The 18,181-nt window shown below is 29.9% G+C and carries 19 protein-coding genes; 8 read left to right on the top strand and 11 right to left on the bottom strand.

Going from position 1 to position 18,181, the window contains the following annotated elements; genetic code table 11:
- Positions 1–39 precede the first annotated feature (39 nt).
- Genes FBF15_RS02460 through FBF15_RS02470 form a run of 3 tightly spaced genes read left to right on the top strand, consistent with a single transcriptional unit; the run spans position 40 to position 1,568 of the window.
- Positions 40–462: a chemotaxis protein CheX gene (locus tag FBF15_RS02460; RefSeq protein ID WP_002854524.1), complete on the top strand. Its 423-nt coding sequence runs from the start codon at positions 40–42 to the stop codon at positions 460–462.
- Positions 462–770 (top strand): flagellar motor switch protein FliN, encoded by a 309-nt coding sequence (fliN, locus tag FBF15_RS02465; RefSeq protein ID WP_002824739.1) that lies wholly within the window; start codon positions 462–464, stop codon positions 768–770. Before FBF15_RS02460 ends, fliN begins: the two co-directional genes overlap by 1 nt.
- Positions 771–1,568, top strand: coding sequence for a hypothetical protein (locus tag FBF15_RS02470; RefSeq protein ID WP_002858691.1), 798 nt, complete (start codon positions 771–773; stop codon positions 1,566–1,568). It abuts the gene before it with no gap.
- Here FBF15_RS02470 and FBF15_RS02475 read toward each other — a convergent pair.
- The 5 genes from FBF15_RS02475 to plsY all read right to left on the bottom strand — a co-directional run bounded on the left by FBF15_RS02475 (position 1,565) and on the right by plsY (position 5,043).
- Positions 1,565–3,025 (bottom strand): Ppx/GppA phosphatase family protein, encoded by a 1,461-nt coding sequence (locus tag FBF15_RS02475; protein WP_002888126.1) that lies wholly within the window; start codon positions 3,023–3,025, stop codon positions 1,565–1,567. The genes FBF15_RS02470 and FBF15_RS02475 overlap by 4 nt on opposite strands.
- Positions 3,025–3,270: a YfhL family 4Fe-4S dicluster ferredoxin gene (locus FBF15_RS02480; protein ID WP_002854647.1), complete on the bottom strand. Its 246-nt coding sequence runs from the start codon at positions 3,268–3,270 to the stop codon at positions 3,025–3,027. Before FBF15_RS02480 ends, FBF15_RS02475 begins: the two co-directional genes overlap by 1 nt.
- A gap of 112 nt (positions 3,271–3,382) precedes the next feature.
- The gene (gene hsrA, locus FBF15_RS02485) at positions 3,383–4,054 is read right to left on the bottom strand and encodes a homeostatic response regulator transcription factor HsrA (protein ID WP_002857553.1); all 672 of its coding nucleotides are present in this window, start codon (positions 4,052–4,054) and stop codon (positions 3,383–3,385) included.
- Positions 4,055–4,132: 78 nt separating this feature from the next.
- Entirely contained in the window at positions 4,133–4,450 is a 318-nt protein-coding gene (locus FBF15_RS02490; RefSeq protein ID WP_002854273.1) for a dihydroneopterin aldolase, read from the bottom strand.
- The gene (gene plsY, locus FBF15_RS02495) at positions 4,435–5,043 is read right to left on the bottom strand and encodes a glycerol-3-phosphate 1-O-acyltransferase PlsY (protein WP_002860289.1); all 609 of its coding nucleotides are present in this window, start codon (positions 5,041–5,043) and stop codon (positions 4,435–4,437) included. The genes FBF15_RS02490 and plsY overlap by 16 nt, the downstream gene beginning before the upstream one ends.
- Positions 5,044–5,242: 199 nt before the next feature.
- On the opposite strand from plsY, the gene FBF15_RS02500 reads away from it, so the two are divergent.
- From FBF15_RS02500 to hemJ, 4 genes are all read left to right on the top strand, one after another.
- Entirely contained in the window at positions 5,243–6,268 is a 1,026-nt protein-coding gene (locus FBF15_RS02500) for a cytochrome-c peroxidase (protein ID WP_002857587.1), read from the top strand.
- Between the two features lie 93 nt (positions 6,269–6,361).
- A complete protein-coding gene (gene glmM / locus FBF15_RS02505; RefSeq protein WP_002860288.1) occupies positions 6,362–7,699 on the top strand; it encodes a phosphoglucosamine mutase in 1,338 nt (445 codons plus the stop codon).
- A complete protein-coding gene (lspA, locus tag FBF15_RS02510) occupies positions 7,692–8,162 on the top strand; it encodes a signal peptidase II (protein WP_002858678.1) in 471 nt (156 codons plus the stop codon). Before glmM ends, lspA begins: the two co-directional genes overlap by 8 nt.
- Entirely contained in the window at positions 8,146–8,598 is a 453-nt protein-coding gene (hemJ, locus tag FBF15_RS02515; protein WP_002854237.1) for a protoporphyrinogen oxidase HemJ, read from the top strand. The genes lspA and hemJ overlap by 17 nt, the downstream gene beginning before the upstream one ends.
- Here hemJ and FBF15_RS02520 read toward each other — a convergent pair.
- Positions 8,595–9,941 carry a coproporphyrinogen III oxidase family protein gene (locus FBF15_RS02520; RefSeq protein ID WP_002875811.1) on the bottom strand — a complete coding sequence of 449 codons (1,347 nt, stop codon included), beginning with the start codon at positions 9,939–9,941 and terminating at the stop codon, positions 8,595–8,597. The genes hemJ and FBF15_RS02520 overlap by 4 nt on opposite strands.
- A 127-nt stretch (positions 9,942–10,068) precedes the next feature.
- Here FBF15_RS02520 and cmeU point away from each other — a divergent pair, with 127 nt between their 5' ends.
- Positions 10,069–10,320 carry a CmeU family protein gene (cmeU, locus tag FBF15_RS02525; protein WP_052773701.1) on the top strand — a complete coding sequence of 84 codons (252 nt, stop codon included), beginning with the start codon at positions 10,069–10,071 and terminating at the stop codon, positions 10,318–10,320.
- A 22-nt stretch (positions 10,321–10,342) separates the two neighbouring features.
- Here the strand turns inward: cmeU and cmeC are convergent, their stop codons facing one another.
- From cmeC to ccoG, 5 genes are all read right to left on the bottom strand, one after another.
- The gene (cmeC, locus tag FBF15_RS02530; RefSeq protein WP_038816885.1) at positions 10,343–11,821 is read right to left on the bottom strand and encodes a multidrug efflux transporter outer membrane subunit CmeC; all 1,479 of its coding nucleotides are present in this window, start codon (positions 11,819–11,821) and stop codon (positions 10,343–10,345) included.
- Positions 11,814–14,936 (bottom strand): multidrug efflux RND transporter permease subunit CmeB, encoded by a 3,123-nt coding sequence (gene cmeB / locus FBF15_RS02535; RefSeq protein WP_165434546.1) that lies wholly within the window; start codon positions 14,934–14,936, stop codon positions 11,814–11,816. Before cmeB ends, cmeC begins: the two co-directional genes overlap by 8 nt.
- Entirely contained in the window at positions 14,936–16,039 is a 1,104-nt protein-coding gene (gene cmeA / locus FBF15_RS02540) for a multidrug efflux RND transporter periplasmic adaptor subunit CmeA (protein ID WP_002858646.1), read from the bottom strand. The genes cmeB and cmeA overlap by 1 nt, the downstream gene beginning before the upstream one ends.
- Positions 16,040–16,133: 94 nt before the next feature.
- On the bottom strand, positions 16,134–16,766 hold the full coding sequence (cmeR, locus tag FBF15_RS02545) for a multidrug efflux system transcriptional regulator CmeR (RefSeq protein WP_038816887.1): 633 nt from the start codon (positions 16,764–16,766) through the stop codon (positions 16,134–16,136).
- On the bottom strand, positions 16,753–18,129 hold the full coding sequence (ccoG, locus tag FBF15_RS02550; RefSeq protein WP_002858753.1) for a cytochrome c oxidase accessory protein CcoG: 1,377 nt from the start codon (positions 18,127–18,129) through the stop codon (positions 16,753–16,755). The genes cmeR and ccoG overlap by 14 nt, the downstream gene beginning before the upstream one ends.
- Between the last annotated feature and the right edge of the window lie 52 nt (positions 18,130–18,181).

Raw genomic sequence — 18,181 nt, forward strand, 5'->3', positions numbered from 1 at the left:
CTATAATTTTAAATTAAGTTTTTTATAAAGGTGGTAGTTATGTTAAAGATTCTTGAGTATTCCATCACTCATTTTTGCGAGCATATCTTAAGACTTCGCATTGAAGCAGCTCAAGATATAAGCGGTGAACTTTATGGAGCGAGTATTCCTATCATGGGCAAAAGCGAAGGAGAATGTAATTTTTATTTATTTTTTCCAAAAGAATTTTTAAAAAAAATTGCAGAAATTTTAATTAATGATGAAAAATTTAAAGAAGATGACTGGTGCGATTTAACTAAAGAATGTGCCAATCAGATTATAGGTTATGCTAAAAATTTGTTAAATGATGCCAAGGGTGATGACGAGTATAAACTCGGAATTCCGGAATATTTAGGAAAAGTTGATTTTTCTGAAATAGTTTTAGATGAAGCTTTAACTTATAAATTTGAAAATTGTTATTTTAGAATAGGATATTGCAAATAATGAGCGATGATATAGAGTTTAACATTCATCATGGGCTTTTACAATCTTATGAAGATATCTTAGATATTACAGTAGATTTTGTAAGCGAGCTTGGAACTACAAATATGAGTGTAGCGGAGCTTTTAAAACTTGAAGTAGGTTCGGTTATTGATCTTGAAAAGCCTGCTGGAGAAAGCGTTGAGCTTTATATCAATAAAAGAATTTTTGGCAAAGGCGAGGTTATGGTTTATGAAAAAAATCTCGCTATAAGAATTAATGAAATTTTGGATTCTAAGACTGTGCTTCAATACTTTAAAAAAGAAATTTAAATGAGATTGCTAGTATTATTTTTTTTAATTTTACCTTTATATAGTGTTGAGCTGATTAGTTTTAATATCTACGATAGAAATGATCGAGTAGATTTAATGCTTTCTTTTGATAATGCCTATAATGGCAAGATTTCTCAAAAAAAAGAAAAAAATTTAACTCTTTTAACTTTTAGTGATTTAACGTATTCTAAAGATGAATTAAAAGAACTTAACTCTCAACTTGTAGATAAAATTAGTATTAGTTCTAAAAATAATAATACCTATATTATGCTACAAAACAAACAAAATATTAATTTAGAACTTAGCTCTATCAATGATAAATTTGGAGTAAGGATACGAGCTATAGAGCAAGGAAAAGCAAATATCGAATCTGTACCTACAACTACTGTGAATAATTCTCAAGAATTAATGCCTAAACCAAAAAGTACAAGTTTAGAAGGGTATGATTATACAAATTATATCTTAGTAATGCTAATTTTAGTTATTTTGTTAATAGTGCTTTGGTGGTTTAAAAAGACTATGGTTTATAAAAATAACAATGTTTCTAGAGATTTTACTATGATTTTCCAAAGATTTTTAGATAAAAATAATCAACTTGTTATTTTTGATCACGCTAATAAACGTTATACAATGATAATAGGTAATTCCAATGTGCTTTTAGAAAGTGTTGAAATTCCAGAGGAACAAACAATAAAACATACAGAAAAAACAGAGAAAAATTTTGATTCTTTTTTTGAAGAGAATAAAAAAAGAATTCAAAATCTTATAGAGCAGCGTCAAAAAGGTAAAAAATCTTAAATTTTTTGATTGATTGCTAATGCTATGGTAGCTGGTTTTGCAATTTTTTTGAGCTCATCTTTGGGTAAATTAAGAATTTTGTTTTCTTGATATATATAAAGAGTATTGTTTGCAAAAGCAAAATCAATCTTATCTTCATTTGTGCTTAAAGTTTTAGCTAGGCACAAAATAAAATTAAGCCATGAAATGGTATGAATATTGGGTAAAAGTTGCTTATAGGGTTCAAGATTATAAGGGTTAACTTTTTTTCCATTAAGCTTAATAATGCTAGCAATTAAAGCTTTTTCTTTATGTGAAAATCCATAATTTAATCCACCTAGTACAAAATGAGCAGAGTGTTCATTAGCAAAATAGAAATTTAAATATTCTCCAATATGGCATAATTTGGCAGCATTTAGTAAAGTATGCTTATAGCTATCGTTAAGTTTATGAAGATTTTTAAGGGTTGTAAAAATTTGCAGAGCAAAATGTGGAGTTTTATTTTTTTGTTTTGATTGTAAAAATTTATCTTGTAAACATTTTAAGCTAGGATTAAAATTTGGTGGAAAAGTGATTTTAGGACGAAGCAAATCTTGCAAATAAACTCCTTCTCTGATTCCAACCCCACTCGTGATAACTTGTTTGGCTTTTATTTTTTCCGCAATCTTTAAAAAAATAAATATACCCTCTTTAATGGTATCAAAACGATCCTTTTTTATGCCAAAATTGATTAAAGAGTCTAAGTTTGAATTAAAAATTTTTAAAATATGTCCTTTTTCTTCATCTAGCATATAGCGAAAATCATGTAAATTTTTCAGTGGATAGGAATTTTTTTGCATGATGGAATTAGATATTGCTCTTAAGCTTCCACCTATTGCAATAAGGTTTTGATTGCAAAATTCTTTAGGAATTTGTTCTAAAATTGGTTTTATAAATTCTTCTAAAGAATCCATTTTTCCAGTATCATAGAACAATTCTTTTAGCCTAACAGTGCCAATATCAAGAGATATGCAAGAAATAATTCTATTATTTTTTATTAAACACAATTCACTAGAACCACCACCTATGTCTAAAGTGGTTCCATCTTTAAAAGGACTTAATAAATTTAGAGCTGCAAGACCACCTAAGTAACTTTCGCTTTTTCCATCTATACAGCGTATATTTAAAGACAGATTATCTTTGATTCTTTTAATGAAATTTTTTGAATTTGGGGCATCTCTTAAGGCTGATGTGCCTACTATAAATATTTTTTTGCACTTATGCTTTAAAGCGCATTGTTTGAAAAAAGCTAAGGCATCTTCGGCTCTTTGCATGGCTTCTTCTTGGAGAATTTTGCCATTATTATAAGCATTTTCTCCAAGTCTTACTTTGCGTTTGTATTCGCAAGTTGTATAAAAACCATATCTAGAAGTTTTTTCAAAAATCACCATTCTAATGGAGTTTGAGCCAAGATCAACAACGGCTGTTTTTTTTGCCATTAAAATTCTCTATCTCTATGTTTGAGTTTTAATTCTTCTATAGTTTCTACATTATCAGGATCAGGAATGATACATTCATATGGGCAAGCAACAATACAGGCAGGCTCTGAAAAATCATTAACGCACTCTGAACAAAGATCAGGGTCTATTACATAAATTGGACTATTTTCATAAATAGCTTCATCAGGACATTCTTCTCTGCAAGCATCACAACATACGCAGTCTTTTGTAATTAAAAGAGACATCATAACCTTTCAAAAATTTAAAAAATAATTTTAGTTTATACAATAACCAAACTTAAATAAAATATAAAAATAGAAATAAAGATAAATTTTTTGCACCGAAGGTGCAAAATTGTTAAGATTTTTTAGGGAAGCAGAAACGGTATCCTCTACGACGAACTGTTTCTATGGTAGATATATTTAATGGTTTATCCATTTTTTGACGAATTTGATTGATAGCTACTTCGATAACATTTGGAGTTACTAGCTCAGGTTCTTCCCAGATGGCATCTAAAAGTTGTTCTTTGGATACAATTTGATCCGAATGTCTTGCTAAGTGCGTTAAAACTTCAAAAGGTTTTCCTTTAAGTTCTATATCTTGACCTTTATAAGTAATTTTTTCCTCATCTGGATCAATAACTAAGTCTTCAATTTTAATAACATTGGTTCCGCCAAGTCTTAGTCTTGCTTCAATTCTTGCGAGTAGAATATCAAAATCTAAAGGTTTTTTAACAAAATCATCAGCTCCAGCTTTCAAAGCTTTGATTTCTGTTTCTTTGTCTGTTTTTGAAGACATAATCATAACCGAAGTTCTTGGAGATTTATGCTTAATAGTGTTAACAAGTTCCGCTCCATCTCCATCAGGTAAAGTCCAGTTTGCTAAAACTAAATCATAATGTCTAATGCCGATAAAGTATTCTCCATCTTTAAAATTTTCAGAAGAATCAGTTTGATAACCAAATTCATTAAGATTGTCTATAATTGTTTTATTTAGGCTAATCTCATCTTCTATAACTAAAATTCTCATTTGTTCTATCCTTATTAAGAAAAATTTAAAGAATTATATCATAGCTTAAGTAAATGTTTAGATATCTTTAAAAAAAAATTAATATTTTTTTTTCAATTTAACCCCAACTGTAGCATTTTTTATTATATGGGGTTTGAAAATTTTTATGTTAAGATTGGTTAAATTAGGAAAATCTTTTTTTAAATTTAAGCTTACAAAGTCTAAAGACTCTTCAAGGGTGTAAAATTCTTCTTTTTTATACCATGTTTTAATTTTGGTAATTACCTCTGCATAATTTAAAAATTCATTTGCTTTAGCTTTAAGCTTGATAATAATTTTTTGTTTTTTTCTTCTTTCGAAATCTAATATACCAATGATACACTTAAAGTGAAATTTTATTTTTATATGACTTTGCATTCTTCTTTAAAAATCAATCTTTTAATATTAGGTAGATGTTTATATACTATAATAAAAGCGATAATGAAAACGGGTGCATGTGTATGAATTTCTAAGTCATAATTAAATATAAAAGAACTTATAACAAAAGCAAGTAACGCTGCTAAAGAAGCTAGCGAAGATATTTTAAAAATTTTTCCAATAACTACCCACACAATAAATGCTGTAAGCACTTCCAATGGAAGTAAAACTATCATAGCGCCTGCTCCTGTTGCTATGCCTTTCCCTCCTTCAAATAACAAGTAAATTGAAAAACAGTGTCCAAAAATAGCCAAAACTGCGACGCTCCAAAGCAAAGCTTGATCATAATGAAGAAATTTCAAGATTAGTAAAGGAATAGCTGCTTTTGCAAAATCTAAAATTATTGTAGCAATGGCAAGTTTTTTTGCTAGTTTGGGATTTTTTTCTTTTACTACTCTTAAAACATTGGTTGCTCCTATACTTTTTGAACCTTCTTTTTTGATATCAGTTTTAGCAAAAAATTTAGCTAGGATTAGCCCAAAAGGGATTGAACCTAAAAGATATATAAAAGCGTAAATTATTAAATTTTCCATAATATCCTTTTCAAATCATCTTAAAATTTTAAGATTTATAACTAAAAATTATATCTTATGAAAATAAATAAACAAAAAATAATTTTTAAGATAAAATTAGTATTAATTAATTGTAAATATTTTTTAATAATATTTATTTTTATTTAAGCTCTAAATGATTATTATTTTATTTTAATTTATCTTTAATAGGAGTTTATAAATGAAAGTAAAATCATTGCTAATCGCATCCTTAGTTGCTTTTTCAAGCTTAAATGCTGCAAGTCTTATAGATGAAGCTAAAAATTCAGGTCTTGTTGCCTTACCAAAAGATCAAAAAGGCGTTGATGAAATTTTAAAACAAAATGGAGTAAAGGCTAGTGAATTTACTCTTGAAAAAGCAGAGCTTGGCAAAAAGCTCTATTTTGAACCACGTCTTTCAAAAAGTGGTATCATTTCTTGTAATACCTGTCATAATGTAGGACTTGGTGGAACAGATGGAATCAGTACTGCAATAGGTCATAAATGGACAGCAAATCCTCATCATTTAAATTCACCAACAGTTTATAATGCAGTTTTAAATAATACTCAATTTTGGGATGGTCGTGCAGGAACATTAGCCGATCAAGCTAAAGGTCCAATCCAAGCTGATCCTGAAATGGCAACTCCTGCTAAACTTGCAGTAGAAAAAATTTCATCTTTGCCTGAATATGTGAGTGAGTTTAAAAAAATCTATGGTAAAAGCGGTGTAAATTTTGACAATATTGCTGATGCAATTGCAAATTTTGAAAGAACTTTGATCACTCCATCTCGTTTTGATAAATTTTTAGAAGGCGATGAAAAAGCTTTAACAAAAGAAGAACAAAAAGGCTTAAAGCTTTTTATAGATAAAGGTTGTGTAGCTTGTCATAATGGTGTGAATTTAGGTGGCAATATGCAAGCGTTTGAAGTTGCTGGTAAATATAAATTTGCAAATTTAGGTGATTTTAAAGGTGATGCAAATGGCATGGTAAAAACTCCAACTTTAAGAAATGTTGCTGAAACTGCTCCATATTTTCATAATGGTGCGATTTGGAATTTAAAAGATGCTATTAAGGAAATGGGTAGTGTGCAACTTGGCATTAAAATTTCTGATAAAGAAGCAAAAAGTATTGAAACTTTCTTAAAATCTTTAACAGGAACAAAACCAGCAATTGTTTATCCACAACTTCCTATTTCTACTGAAAAAACTCCTAAACCTGAACTATAAGGTTCCAAACAAGCTCTAATTTTAGAGCTTGTTTAAATTTCTTTATCTTAGCTTTGTTATAATTGTCTTTAAATTTTGCTAGAAAGGTTTGCAATGAAACTTTTTGGAACTGATGGAGTTCGTGGAAAAGCGGGTGAATTTTTAGATAGTTTTTTGGCTATGCGTTTAGCAATGGCTGCGGGTATTTATTTTAAAGATAAAAGTATTACTAATAATATCTTAGTAGGAAAAGATACAAGAAGAAGCGGCTATATGATAGAAAATGCTATTGTTTCAGGGCTTACTTCTATAGGATATAATGTTATACAAATTGGTCCTATGCCAACTCCTGCGATTGCATTCTTAACTGAAGATATGCGTTGTGATGCAGGGATTATGATTTCAGCTTCTCACAATCCTTATTATGATAATGGTATTAAATTTTTTGATGCTCATGGAAACAAACTCAGTGAAGATATAGAGAAAAAAATAGAAGAAATTTATTTTGATGATAAGCTTATACAAGCCTCTAAGGTAGATATGGAGAAAATTGGTCAAGCGAAAAGAATTGATGATGTTATAGGAAGGTATATTGTTTCTATTAAAAATTCTTTTCCAAAAGATCTTACTTTAAAGTCTTTGCGTGTGGTTTTAGATGTGGCTCATGGGGCAGCTTATAAGGTAGCACCTACTGTTTTTAAGGAATTAGGTGCTGAAGTTATAGTAATGAGCGATAAACCTAATGGACTTAATATCAATGAAAATTGTGGAGCTTTACATCCTGCAAATTTAGCTGCTGAGGTAAAGCGTTTGCGTGCAGATGTGGGCTTTGCTTTTGATGGTGATGCAGATCGTTTGGTGGTTGTAGATGAAAAAGGCGAAGTGGCTAATGGGGATAGTTTATTGGGCGTATTGGCACTTTATCTTAAAGAACAAGGTAAATTACAATCAAGTGTTGTGGCTACTATAATGAGTAATGGTGCTTTAAAAGAGTTTTTAAATAAACATGGTATAGAACTTGATACTTGTAATGTTGGCGATAAATATGTGCTTGAAAAACTAAAAGCCAATGGTGGAAATTTTGGTGGAGAACAAAGTGGGCATATTATTTTTAGCGATTATGCAAAAACTGGAGATGGTTTGATAGCCGCCTTGCAATTTAGTGCTTTAATGCTTTCTAAGAAAAAATCTGCAAGTTCTATTTTGGGTCAAGTTAAACCTTATCCTCAGCTTTTAACCAATCTTAAAATTGCAGAAAAAAAAGATTTAGATAAAATTAAAGGTTTAAAAGAATTAAAAAAAGATTTAGAAAATAAAAATATTAATACCTTATTTCGCTATTCTGGAACAGAAAATTTGATAAGACTTTTACTAGAAGCCAGAGATATTAAGCTCTTAGAAAAAGAAATGAAAAATGTTGTGGAGTTTTTTAAGAAAGCTTTAAATGGCTAAAACTTTTAAATTTATTTTTTATTTTTGGGGTGCCTTTGTTTTGGTTTTTGCCCTTGATCAATGGGTAAAATCCTTAACTTTAGCAGGATTTAGATGGCAGAGTGAATACTTAGATTTAACTTATGCTCTAAATACAGGCGTAGCTTTTTCAATGTTGAGTTTTTTAGAACATAATTTAAAATATTTACATCTTGCTTTAATTGGCGTGCTTTTTATTTATCTTTTTTGGCAAAGAACACTTTTAAAAACTCATAGCATAGCTTTTGGAATGATGCTTGGTGCCGGCGTTTCAAATTTATTGGATCGTTTTATACATGGAGGTGTAGTGGATATGTTTTTTTGGCATAAATGGTTTAATTTTGCTATTTTTAATGTTGCAGATGTCATGATAAATATAAGTGTGGCTTTGATTTTAATACAAGAAATATTTAAAAAAAGGAAAAAAGATGACAGAATGGATTAATGATTATTATTTTTGGATTAAATGGGTGCATTATTTGGCATTTGTTTCTTGGATGGCTGGACTTTTTTATTTACCTCGTCTTTTTGTGTATCATGCTGAACATAAAGACAATAAAGGTTTTGTTGAGGTTGTAAAAATTCAAGAAAGAAAACTTTATTATTATATACAAACTCCTGCAATGATTGTGACTTTAATCACAGGAAGTTTAATGTTGCATGCTCATAAGGAAGTTTTAATGGTAGGTGCGGGTTTTATGCATGTTAAACTTACCTGTGTTACACTTTTGATTATTTTCCATATACATAATTATTATTGTTTAAAAGCTTTAGCAAATGATACTTCTACTAAAAGTGGAAAATATTTTAGAATTTATAATGAATTTCCAACTATAATGTTTATTATTATCGCTCTAATGATGGTTGTTCGTCCCTTTTAGTTTGTCTCCGCTTTAAATTCCATGCTAGTGGAGTTAAGCGGATCAATATTTTCTTTCATGATATCGATATAATCTTTATTTTTAAGACGCTTATCATCTCTAAATACTGCGCGCACAAGATCCATTCCTGTGTAAAAATCTTTCATTAAAACCACAAAAAGATATTGACCAAATTTGGTTGCGATTAAAGCATTTTGATCTTTTATGATGGCACCGCTTGTTTTAAGCCCTAAAAGTTCTATGAAAAGTTCTTTTTCGAGATTGCAATTTAGAGTTTTGTTAAATTTATCAATTTCTATTTTCCCTGAAAAAATTTCAGTTAAAAAGACATATTTGATAATTTCTTTTTTATCAAAACAAGCTTTGGCTATATTAGCATTTTGTTTTTCTTGTATAAATTTGGCATAATCATTTAGATTAAATGCATTAATTAAAAGCTCTCCATCTAAGAAGCTAAATGCTCCACTACCTACTCCTAGGTATTCATGATGAGAGCTAACATATTCATCATTGAGTTTATTTTTTTCCAAAGAAAAACTCCAACCATTGTTTTGGGTATAGTCTTTAAAAAATTCGCGTATGATTTGATAATAAGCAAATTCATTGTCTTCAATGCTCACTCCTAAACTTTTGGCGATATTGTCTTTGGTAAGATTTGATTTCATTAAAGGATAGGTTGTGATTTGTTGCGGGGCTAAATTTTTGGCAATTTCTAAGTCATTTAAAAGTTGTTTTTCGCTTTGTCCTGGAAGATTGAAAATAAGATCTATACTAAAAATAGGCAAAATTCCTAAAGCTTTTGAAATTTTTTCTTGAAGTTCTTGAGATGAACCAAATTTATTATATCTTGCCACTTTTTTTAAAGTTTCATCATCAAAACTTTGAATCCCGCAACTTAAACGATCAATTATGCCTTTAAACATAGAAAGCTTATTTGGATCAATATGATTTGGATCGCTTTCGCATGAAATTTCTTTTATATTAAATAATTTTTTACAAAGTTCTAAGGTTTTTAATAGTTCCTCTTCGTTAATCAGTGTTGTACCACCACCCACATACATGGAGGTAAAATCAAAACCTTTATCTTTCATGATTTTAATTTCTTCTCTAAGATTTTGAAAATATACTTTGGCTAAATTTTCATCATAATAATATTTATGAAAGCTACAATAAGGACAAAAAGTATGGCAAAAAGGTACATGAGCATAAAGCATATAGCTTTTATCTTGTTTTGGAATTTTTTCTTTGGGTTGTTTTAAAAGTTCAACATTGAAACCTTTTTGAAGAGATTTTTCCATCATAGTATGAGAGTATTTTAAAGCTAAATTTTGAAATAAATTCATAAGTGGCCTATATATTAAAATATTTAAGATATAACTTTATCAATTTTTAGCTAAAATAGGAGTAAATTTTTTATTTCTTAAATAAAAAATGGGATTAAGTTTTTAAATTATTTAAAAAGGATATAAAATGAATAAAGCCAAAATTGTTCAAAATTTAAATGCTTTGTTTAAACAAAGAGCAGAGTTTTACTCTTATTTTGATGAAAATATTGCCAAAATCAATGATACTGAAGTATTTGATTTTAAGAATGCTAAAAATTTAAATCCAGAAGAGGTATATAAGCAATTTTATCATTTTGATTATGCTATAAGAAAATTATTGCCTGCTATTTACAAGGTTTATGAAATTACAGATGCAGATTTAGATAAAGATTTTTAATTTATTTAGAGAATAGAACGAACTATTCTCTAAAAGATATATCTAAATTTTTTGATTCTTCTTTTATATTTTTACTCGTGTCTTCATTTTGCTCAATTCCTCCACCAAATGCTTTGATTACATCTACTATGGAATTGGCATAAGAATATTTAATATTATTAAAAGCAACCGCAGCATTAAGCCAATTTTGACGTGCCTCTAAATAATCTTGCAAAGACATTTCTCCTATATCATAGCGTTCTTTAGCAATTTCATAGATTCTTTTGTAAGATTGTTCGCTTGCTTGTGCATTATCGTATTGTAAGCGTATAGTTTTTCTAGCTACTAAAGCATAGCGAATTTCTCCAAAAGCAGTAATCAAAGTATTTTGATAATTTACAAAAGCTTCATCTTTATTAAGCTTGGCTAAATTTACATTTTGGTAAATTTCACCCCAATGAAAAATAGGCAGAGTAAAGTTTCCACCTATATTCCAAGTCTTAGAACCTCCTTTAACCAAGGTATCTAAATCCCCGCTTTCAAATCCCAATAATCCTGTTAAAGAAAGGCTAGGTAAGAAAGCCGTGCGAGCTACTCCAACAAGATAATTTTGCTGAGTTAATTTTTCTAAAGAAGAGCCAATATCTGGACGTTGAAGCAAGATGGTGCTTGAAATTCCAGTTGGAATGTCAAATTCTTTAAGATTAAAAACTTGATAGCTTTGATTTTTGTAAAGTATGTCATTTAAATCATTTGAAGTTAAAATTTTTAAAGCTTTAAGGTAATTTTCTTTATTTAACTTTGCTTCATTATATTGCAAAGCCATACTTTCTAAGTTGGCTCTTGCTTGAGCAAGTTCATATTCACCTACAGCACCAACTTGAAATTTTTCATCATTAATCCTATAAATTTCTTTTGCAGATTCATAGGCTTCTTTAAGAGCATTTTCATTTTCATAAGCATTTACAAGATTAAAATAAGTTTGAACTGTATTTGAAATAACAGAAAGTCTTGCAGCTTCATAATCATACTCACTTGCTTTAAAGCCTGATTTTGAGGCGCGATATGTATCGCGATATTTTCCCCAAAGATCGATTTCATAGCTTAAATTAAGTCCCATTTTAAAATCATTACCGTAACTTACTTCCCCAGTTCGATTGCTTGGAGCATTTATAGCTGTTTTTGCACGACTTCCGCTTGCGCTACCATCAAATTTTGGCAACAAACTGCTAAAATCTATACCTAATTGAGCAGCAGCTTGTTCCATGTGTATGAAAGCAAGTTTTAAATCATTATTATTTTTAAGTGCTAAATCAACCACTTTATTTAAATTTTCATCATCAAAGTCTTTCCACCAATTTTTTGTGATAGAGCTATTGTTTTCTTTTTCCCAGGATAAGGCTCCAAGCTTATTATCAATGCTATAGTTTGCTTCGGGAATATTTAAATTTGGACTTAAAGAGCAAGCTGAAATCAAAAGAGTAAAACTTGCTATAGCGCTAATTGAAATTATTTTATTCATGAACCTTACCTCTTTTTTTATCTAGCCATTCATTAAAATTTTCTAAAAGATAGAAAAATAAAGGCACAAAGAATATCGCTAAAGTTGATGCTGCGATCATTCCACCAATAAGCCCTGTTCCTAAAGAGTGTCTTGAAGCACTTCCTGCTCCTGTTGCGAAAATCATTGGCAAGACCCCAAAAGTAAATGCCAAAGAAGTCATTATGATAGGACGAAAACGAAGTTTTGCTGCTGCAACAGCTGCTTCAAAAACTCCTTTACCTTTTTTAAAGCGCTCTTCCATTGCAAATTCTACGATTAAGATAGCATTTTTAGCTGAAAGTCCAATCAAGAGCAAAAGTCCTGTTTGAAAATATATATCATTGCTAAATCCTCTTAAATATACCAATAAAAATGATCCAAATACCGCAAAAGGCACAGCTGTTACAACTGCTAAAGGTATAAGCCATCTTTCATATTGGGCAGCTAGGATTAAAAAGACAAATACCATGCCTAAAGCAAAAGCATAGCTTGCTGTTCCTTTGCTAGAAACTTCTTGATAAGCTGATCCACTCCAAGCTATGGAATAATCATCCCCTAAAGTTTCTTTTGCTACTTGAGCAATCGCTTCTATAGCTTGGCCTGAAGTATAACCTGGTGCGGGTTGACCTTGAACTTGTGCTGCTGGGAAAAGGTTGAATCGTTTTACATCATCAGGCCCTGAACTTCTTTGTAAAGTTAAGAAAGAATCAAGTGGTATCATTTTTCCATCATTTGATCTTACAAAAATATTTTTTAATGCATCTTGTGTATTTCTAAAATCACCTTTTGCGCGGATATTTACTTGGAAGTTTTTACCTAGCATAGAAAAATCATTAACATAATAAGTGCCTATAGTTGCATTCATCGTGTTAAAAACATCTTGCATGTTAAGATTGTAGTGTTTTAATTTATCTCTATCAATTATAAGCTTGTATTGAGGGAAAGTTGTATCAAGGGTTGTTCTTACTCTTGATAGCTCTTTTCTTTGGTTGGCCACAGCAACAAGTTTATTTACATCTTTTTGTATTTCATCATAGCTTTTTCCGCTTTTGTTTTGAACATACATTTCAAAACCGCCTGTGATACTTAATCCAGGTATAGGAGGTAAGCCTATAAATACACTTGAAGCATTGCGATCAAAAGCAAATTTTTTATTAAGTTCGGCTATAATTTGATCAGCGCTTATATTTCTATCTTTCCAATCTTGCAAACCTATAAACATTGCAGCGGCATTTTCTTTGAGTGAACTTGTAAAAAGATCAAATCCTATCATAGCCATTGCATCTTTAACTCCATTAGTTTTTAAAACTTCTTGGCTTATGTGATCAACCTCTGAAATTGTTCTATGGAGTGCTGAAGCTGAAGGAAGATTAATAATGCTAATCATCAAACCTTGATCTTCTTCAGGAACTAAAGAATTTGGTACTGCTTTATAGAGATAAAAAATTGCTCCAAGCATAATACAAAAAATTAAAACAAAACGAATGGTTCTTTTTAGGATATATGCTACTCCTGCGCTAAATACAGAGGTACTCCAATCAAAAAAATCATTAAATTTCTTTACAAATTTAAATGGCTCTCCTTCATTGCGTCGCAAAAAGAGTGCACATAAAGAAGGTGTTAAGGTAAGAGCAACAAAACCTGATATGGTTACAGATATAGCTAAGGTAAGAGCAAATTGTCTTTGAATTTCTCCAACAAAACCTGATATAAAAGAAACTGGTACAAAAACAGCACAAAGCACAAGAACAATTGAAATAACCGGAGAGCTAACTTCTTGCATCGCTTGGATAGCAGCATCTTTTACGCTTATTTGCTCATTTTCATGTAAAATCCTATCAATATTTTCTACAACTATAATCGCATCATCTACAACGATCCCTATGGCTAAAATTAAAGCAAAAAGCGTAAGCAAGTTAATACTAAAACCTAAAACATAAAGTCCAGCAAAAGTTCCTAACAATGAAACAGGTACAGCTATCATAGGAATAAGTGTTGCACGGAAATTCTTTAAGAACATATACATAACAATGATAACTAAAATTAGAGCTTCAACAAAAGTTTTAACAACTTCTTTGATTGATTCTATTACAAATTTTGTTGTATCGTAAGGAATTTTATATGTTAAACCTTTTGGAAAATTTTTTGAAAGTTCTTGCATTTTAGCTTGAACAAGTTCTGCTGTATGCAATGCGTTTGCCCCTGATTGAAGATTGATCATAATTGGAACTGCATCATTGCCATTTAATCGTCCTTGTGAGCTGTATTGTTGTGATCCTATTTCCACATCAGCTACATCTTTAAGTCTTAAAAATGATCCATCATTATTTGTTCTTAAAATAATGTTTTCAAATTCACTAGGATTTTGTAGTCTTCCTTGCATAGTGATTGAATAAACATAAGGGGATTTTTGGGTTACAGGTTCTTCGCCAATTTTACCAGTTGCGTATTGGGCATTTTGGTCATTAACCGCAGAAATTACATCAGTAGCTGTGATTCCAAATTTATTTAATAAATCAGGCTTGAGCCAAATTCTTAAAGAATAATTACGATTTCCTATAGCGTTTGCATCTCCAACTCCTGGAACCCTTTTTAACTCATCTAAAACATTTAAAGTGATATAGTTATATACATCTACTGCACTCATTGAGCCATCACTTGAATACATAGAAATTGCAGCAAGTGTTGTTGAGGAAGTTTTTCTAACTGTTACTCCAAGTTTTTTAACTGCATCTGGCATTTTTGCAGTTGCGGCTGAAATTCTATTATTAACATCTATGGTGGCTTGATCAGGATCTGTACCGATATCAAAATAAACAGTCAAACTCATAGTTCCTGAAGAACTTGAAGTTGAATCCATGTAAATCATATTATCTGCGCCATTGATTGCATCTTCGATAGGACTTGCAACTGTTGAAGCAATGGTTTGTGCATCAGCTCCTGTGTAAGTTGCACTTACTTTAACTGTAGGAGGGGTTAAAGAAGGATATTGTTCTATAGGTAAATTTGTAAGACCTATAGCTCCAGCTAAAGAAATGATAATTGCAACAACTGAAGCAAAAACAGGTCTTTCGATAAAAAATTTAGAAAACATTATTGTGCTCCAATTTCTTTAACTTCGCTACCAACTTGAATTTTTTTAAAGTTATCTAAAATGATTTTATCGCCATTTTGTAATCCTTTGTCAATAATGGCATATTCATTGTTTTGGTAGCTTATATGTACAGAAGATTTTTCTACTTTTCCATTTTTAACAAGAAGAACATAAACATCATTTTGATTTTGTTTAACAGCTATTTGAGGCACTTTAAAGCCATTTTTTTGTATAAAACCTTCTGAAGTAATTGTTGCAAAAGCACCTGGTAAAAGTGTTGAGTTGTTGTTGTCAAATATAGCTTTGGCTTTTACTGTTCCACTATTAGCATCTATAACAGAATCAATAAAATAAAGTTTGCCTTGAACGGTTTCTCCATTAAGATTTAAATTTGCATGAATGCTGTCTAAATCCCATTTTCCATTTTGAGTATTACGGACTAAATTTAGTTTATCTGTATCTGAAATAAAGAAATCTGCGTAAATAGGATTTAAATTTGTAACTCTAACTAGTTCAGTTGTTGAAGCACTTACATAATCTCCTATATTAACTAAAGCATCTCCTATAGTACCATCAAAAGGAGCTTTTATTTCGGTATGATCTAGATCAATTCTTGCATTTGCAAGCTGTGCTCTAGCACTTGCTAGACTAGCTTTTGAATTGTTAAATGTAGCAAGAGAAGAGTCGTATTCCTTTTGAGAGATTGCACTTTTACTAAAAAGAGCTTTAGAACGATTAAAATCCTTGCTTGCATTTTCGAAAGTTGCCTTAGCCATCAAAGCTTGTCCGTAAGCCGAATCAACACTAGCTTTAAATTTGTCTTGTTCTATAATAAATAATGTTTGTCCTTTTTTTACTTTATCTCCAGCTTTAAAAAGTTTATTTTCTATTACGCCACTAACTTGAGGTTTTATAATGACATCATAATCACTGACAAGTTTAGCAGGGTAAGTAAAACTAAGTGGTAAATCTTCAGATTTAGCACTCATGGTTGTTACAGGTTGAGGCGGCATTTGTATTTTTGGTGCTTCTTCTTTGCTGCAAGCAGTGAGTAAAAGCACAACACCTAAAGCTAAAATAGTATTTTTTTGAAATAATTTCATGGTTTTGCCTTGAAAAATTAAATTAAAAATTGTAATTTTTATTACAAAAATTTTTGGCTAATTATATCTTAATTTTGGTTAATAAAATTATTTTTTAAGCTTTGGAGCTATTGATTCCATTTAGAAAAACATTTACAACAAATTCAACATGTTCTTTTTGTTCTTTTTTATTTTTTAAACGAGCATTAATTAAAACATTAAGATGATGATAAGGTTCTTTTAACATAGTGCAAAAAAGAACAGCAAGTTTTTCTGCATTTTTTTTCATATAAGAATTATTTTGTTGCTTGAAAAAACCCATAAGTATGTTATAGGAAAAATTTTGTTGATTATTTTCTATCCAATTGGCAAGATGTCTATCTTTGTCATAAACTTGAGAATAGATAATTTTACCAAAAGCTACAGCTTCTGGTTGATTGAAAATTTCTATAAAAGCTAAACCAAAAGAAGTTAAAATTTCTTTTAAAGTGCCATTTTCAATTTCTTGTGTTTTGGAATAAATAAGATGAAAGTGTTTTTTACATATGTCATCTAAAATTTCAAAGAATAGCCCTTCTTTACTTTTAAAACCATCATAAATATTAGAATAAGATCCTCCAGATAATTTAATAATATCACTCAAACTTGTTTCTTGGTATCCTTTTGTTAAAAAAAGCTCTAAGGCCACTGCTTTGATTTTTTCTTGTCTGGCTAAAACTTTTTGTGATGGTGTTCTATTTGAGTTCATTTTTATCCTTTATAAGAGTGCTTTTAGGGTATACAAATATACTTTTTCTAAAAACCGAAATTTTTTCATTATCCTTTGCGTAAGCTTTTATATGTAAAGGAAAGATTACGTCTTTTTTATCATTATTTGCTAAATTTTTTGTAGCCCTGATAACAACTATTTTTTTGACTTGTTCTCCTGCTTTTAATTTAAAAGGTTTGTTTGGTCTTATGATTTCAATTCCATCATTTATTCCTTCTAAATTTGCTGTAAAATAATATTCATGAGGTTTAGAATCTGTATTTTGAAACAAAAAGGTATAAGCATTTGAAATGACTAATTCACCTTTAACATTTGAAATATTATATAATTCACTACTACGATTGATATTTAAAAGCATGCTTTCTTTTTTGCTTCCCATGATGATTAAAGCCAGTAAAGCAATTAAAAGAACTATAAAATATGCTATCGTTCTAAATCTTAAATAATGAACCTTAGAACGCGTTTCAATAGCTTTTGCACTTGTCCAATTGATCAAACTTGGACGATTAAATTTGCTTTGAACCTTAGAGCAAGCATCGGCACATTCAAGACAATTAATACATTCAAGTTGCATTCCTTTGCGTATGTCAATATGAGTTGGACAGATACTAACACAGGCTTCGCAACCTATGCATTCTCCCTCAGGCGGTTTTTTATGAAGTTTGGTGTGTCCATCATAGATCAAGCCCCCGCGTTTTTCATCGTAGATCACTTGCATTGTATCATGATCGAACATTACAGATTGTATTCTTGCATAAGGACAGACATAAACACAAAATTTTTCTTGTAAATAGGTAATATCCAAAGTAAAAAGTAAGCTAGCACAAAATAAAATTCCAAGTAAAAGTAGATGCTCGCCAGGATTTTGAATATAATTGAAAAAATCTTCAGGAGGAATAAAGTACCAAAGTAAATTACTAACAGCAACTAAAGATATAAAATAAAAAATTATCACTCCAAGAAATTTTTTAAAATATTGCCTCTCATATTCTTTTTGTTTGTTATTGATATTTTTGCGAATTTTAAGAAATTTAGTTTGTATGATATCTCTATATATAACTCTAAAAATCGTTTGTGGACAACTCCAAGCACACCAAATTCTTCCACCTAAAGTTGTAATAAAAAAAATAAATAAAAAAAGAAATATAAGAACAAAAGGCATGAGATAAAATTCTTGTGTTGAAAAAGAAATAAAAAATAGGTTTAATTTAGAATGATCAAAACTTAAAAGAAAAAAATGATTCTCATTAATTCTTATGAAAGGTAGGGAAAATATGATAATACTTGCAATTAAATATACAAAATATCGTTTTTTTGTATAGTTTGTAATGTGTCCTTGCATTTTTAGACCTTAATTATAATTTTTTAGCACTTTGTAATTAAGGATTATAACC

The sequence above is a fragment of the Campylobacter sp. CFSAN093233 genome (genome assembly GCF_011068165.1).
In the GTDB taxonomy this organism is placed as follows: Bacteria; Campylobacterota; Campylobacteria; order Campylobacterales; family Campylobacteraceae; genus Campylobacter_D; species Campylobacter_D jejuni.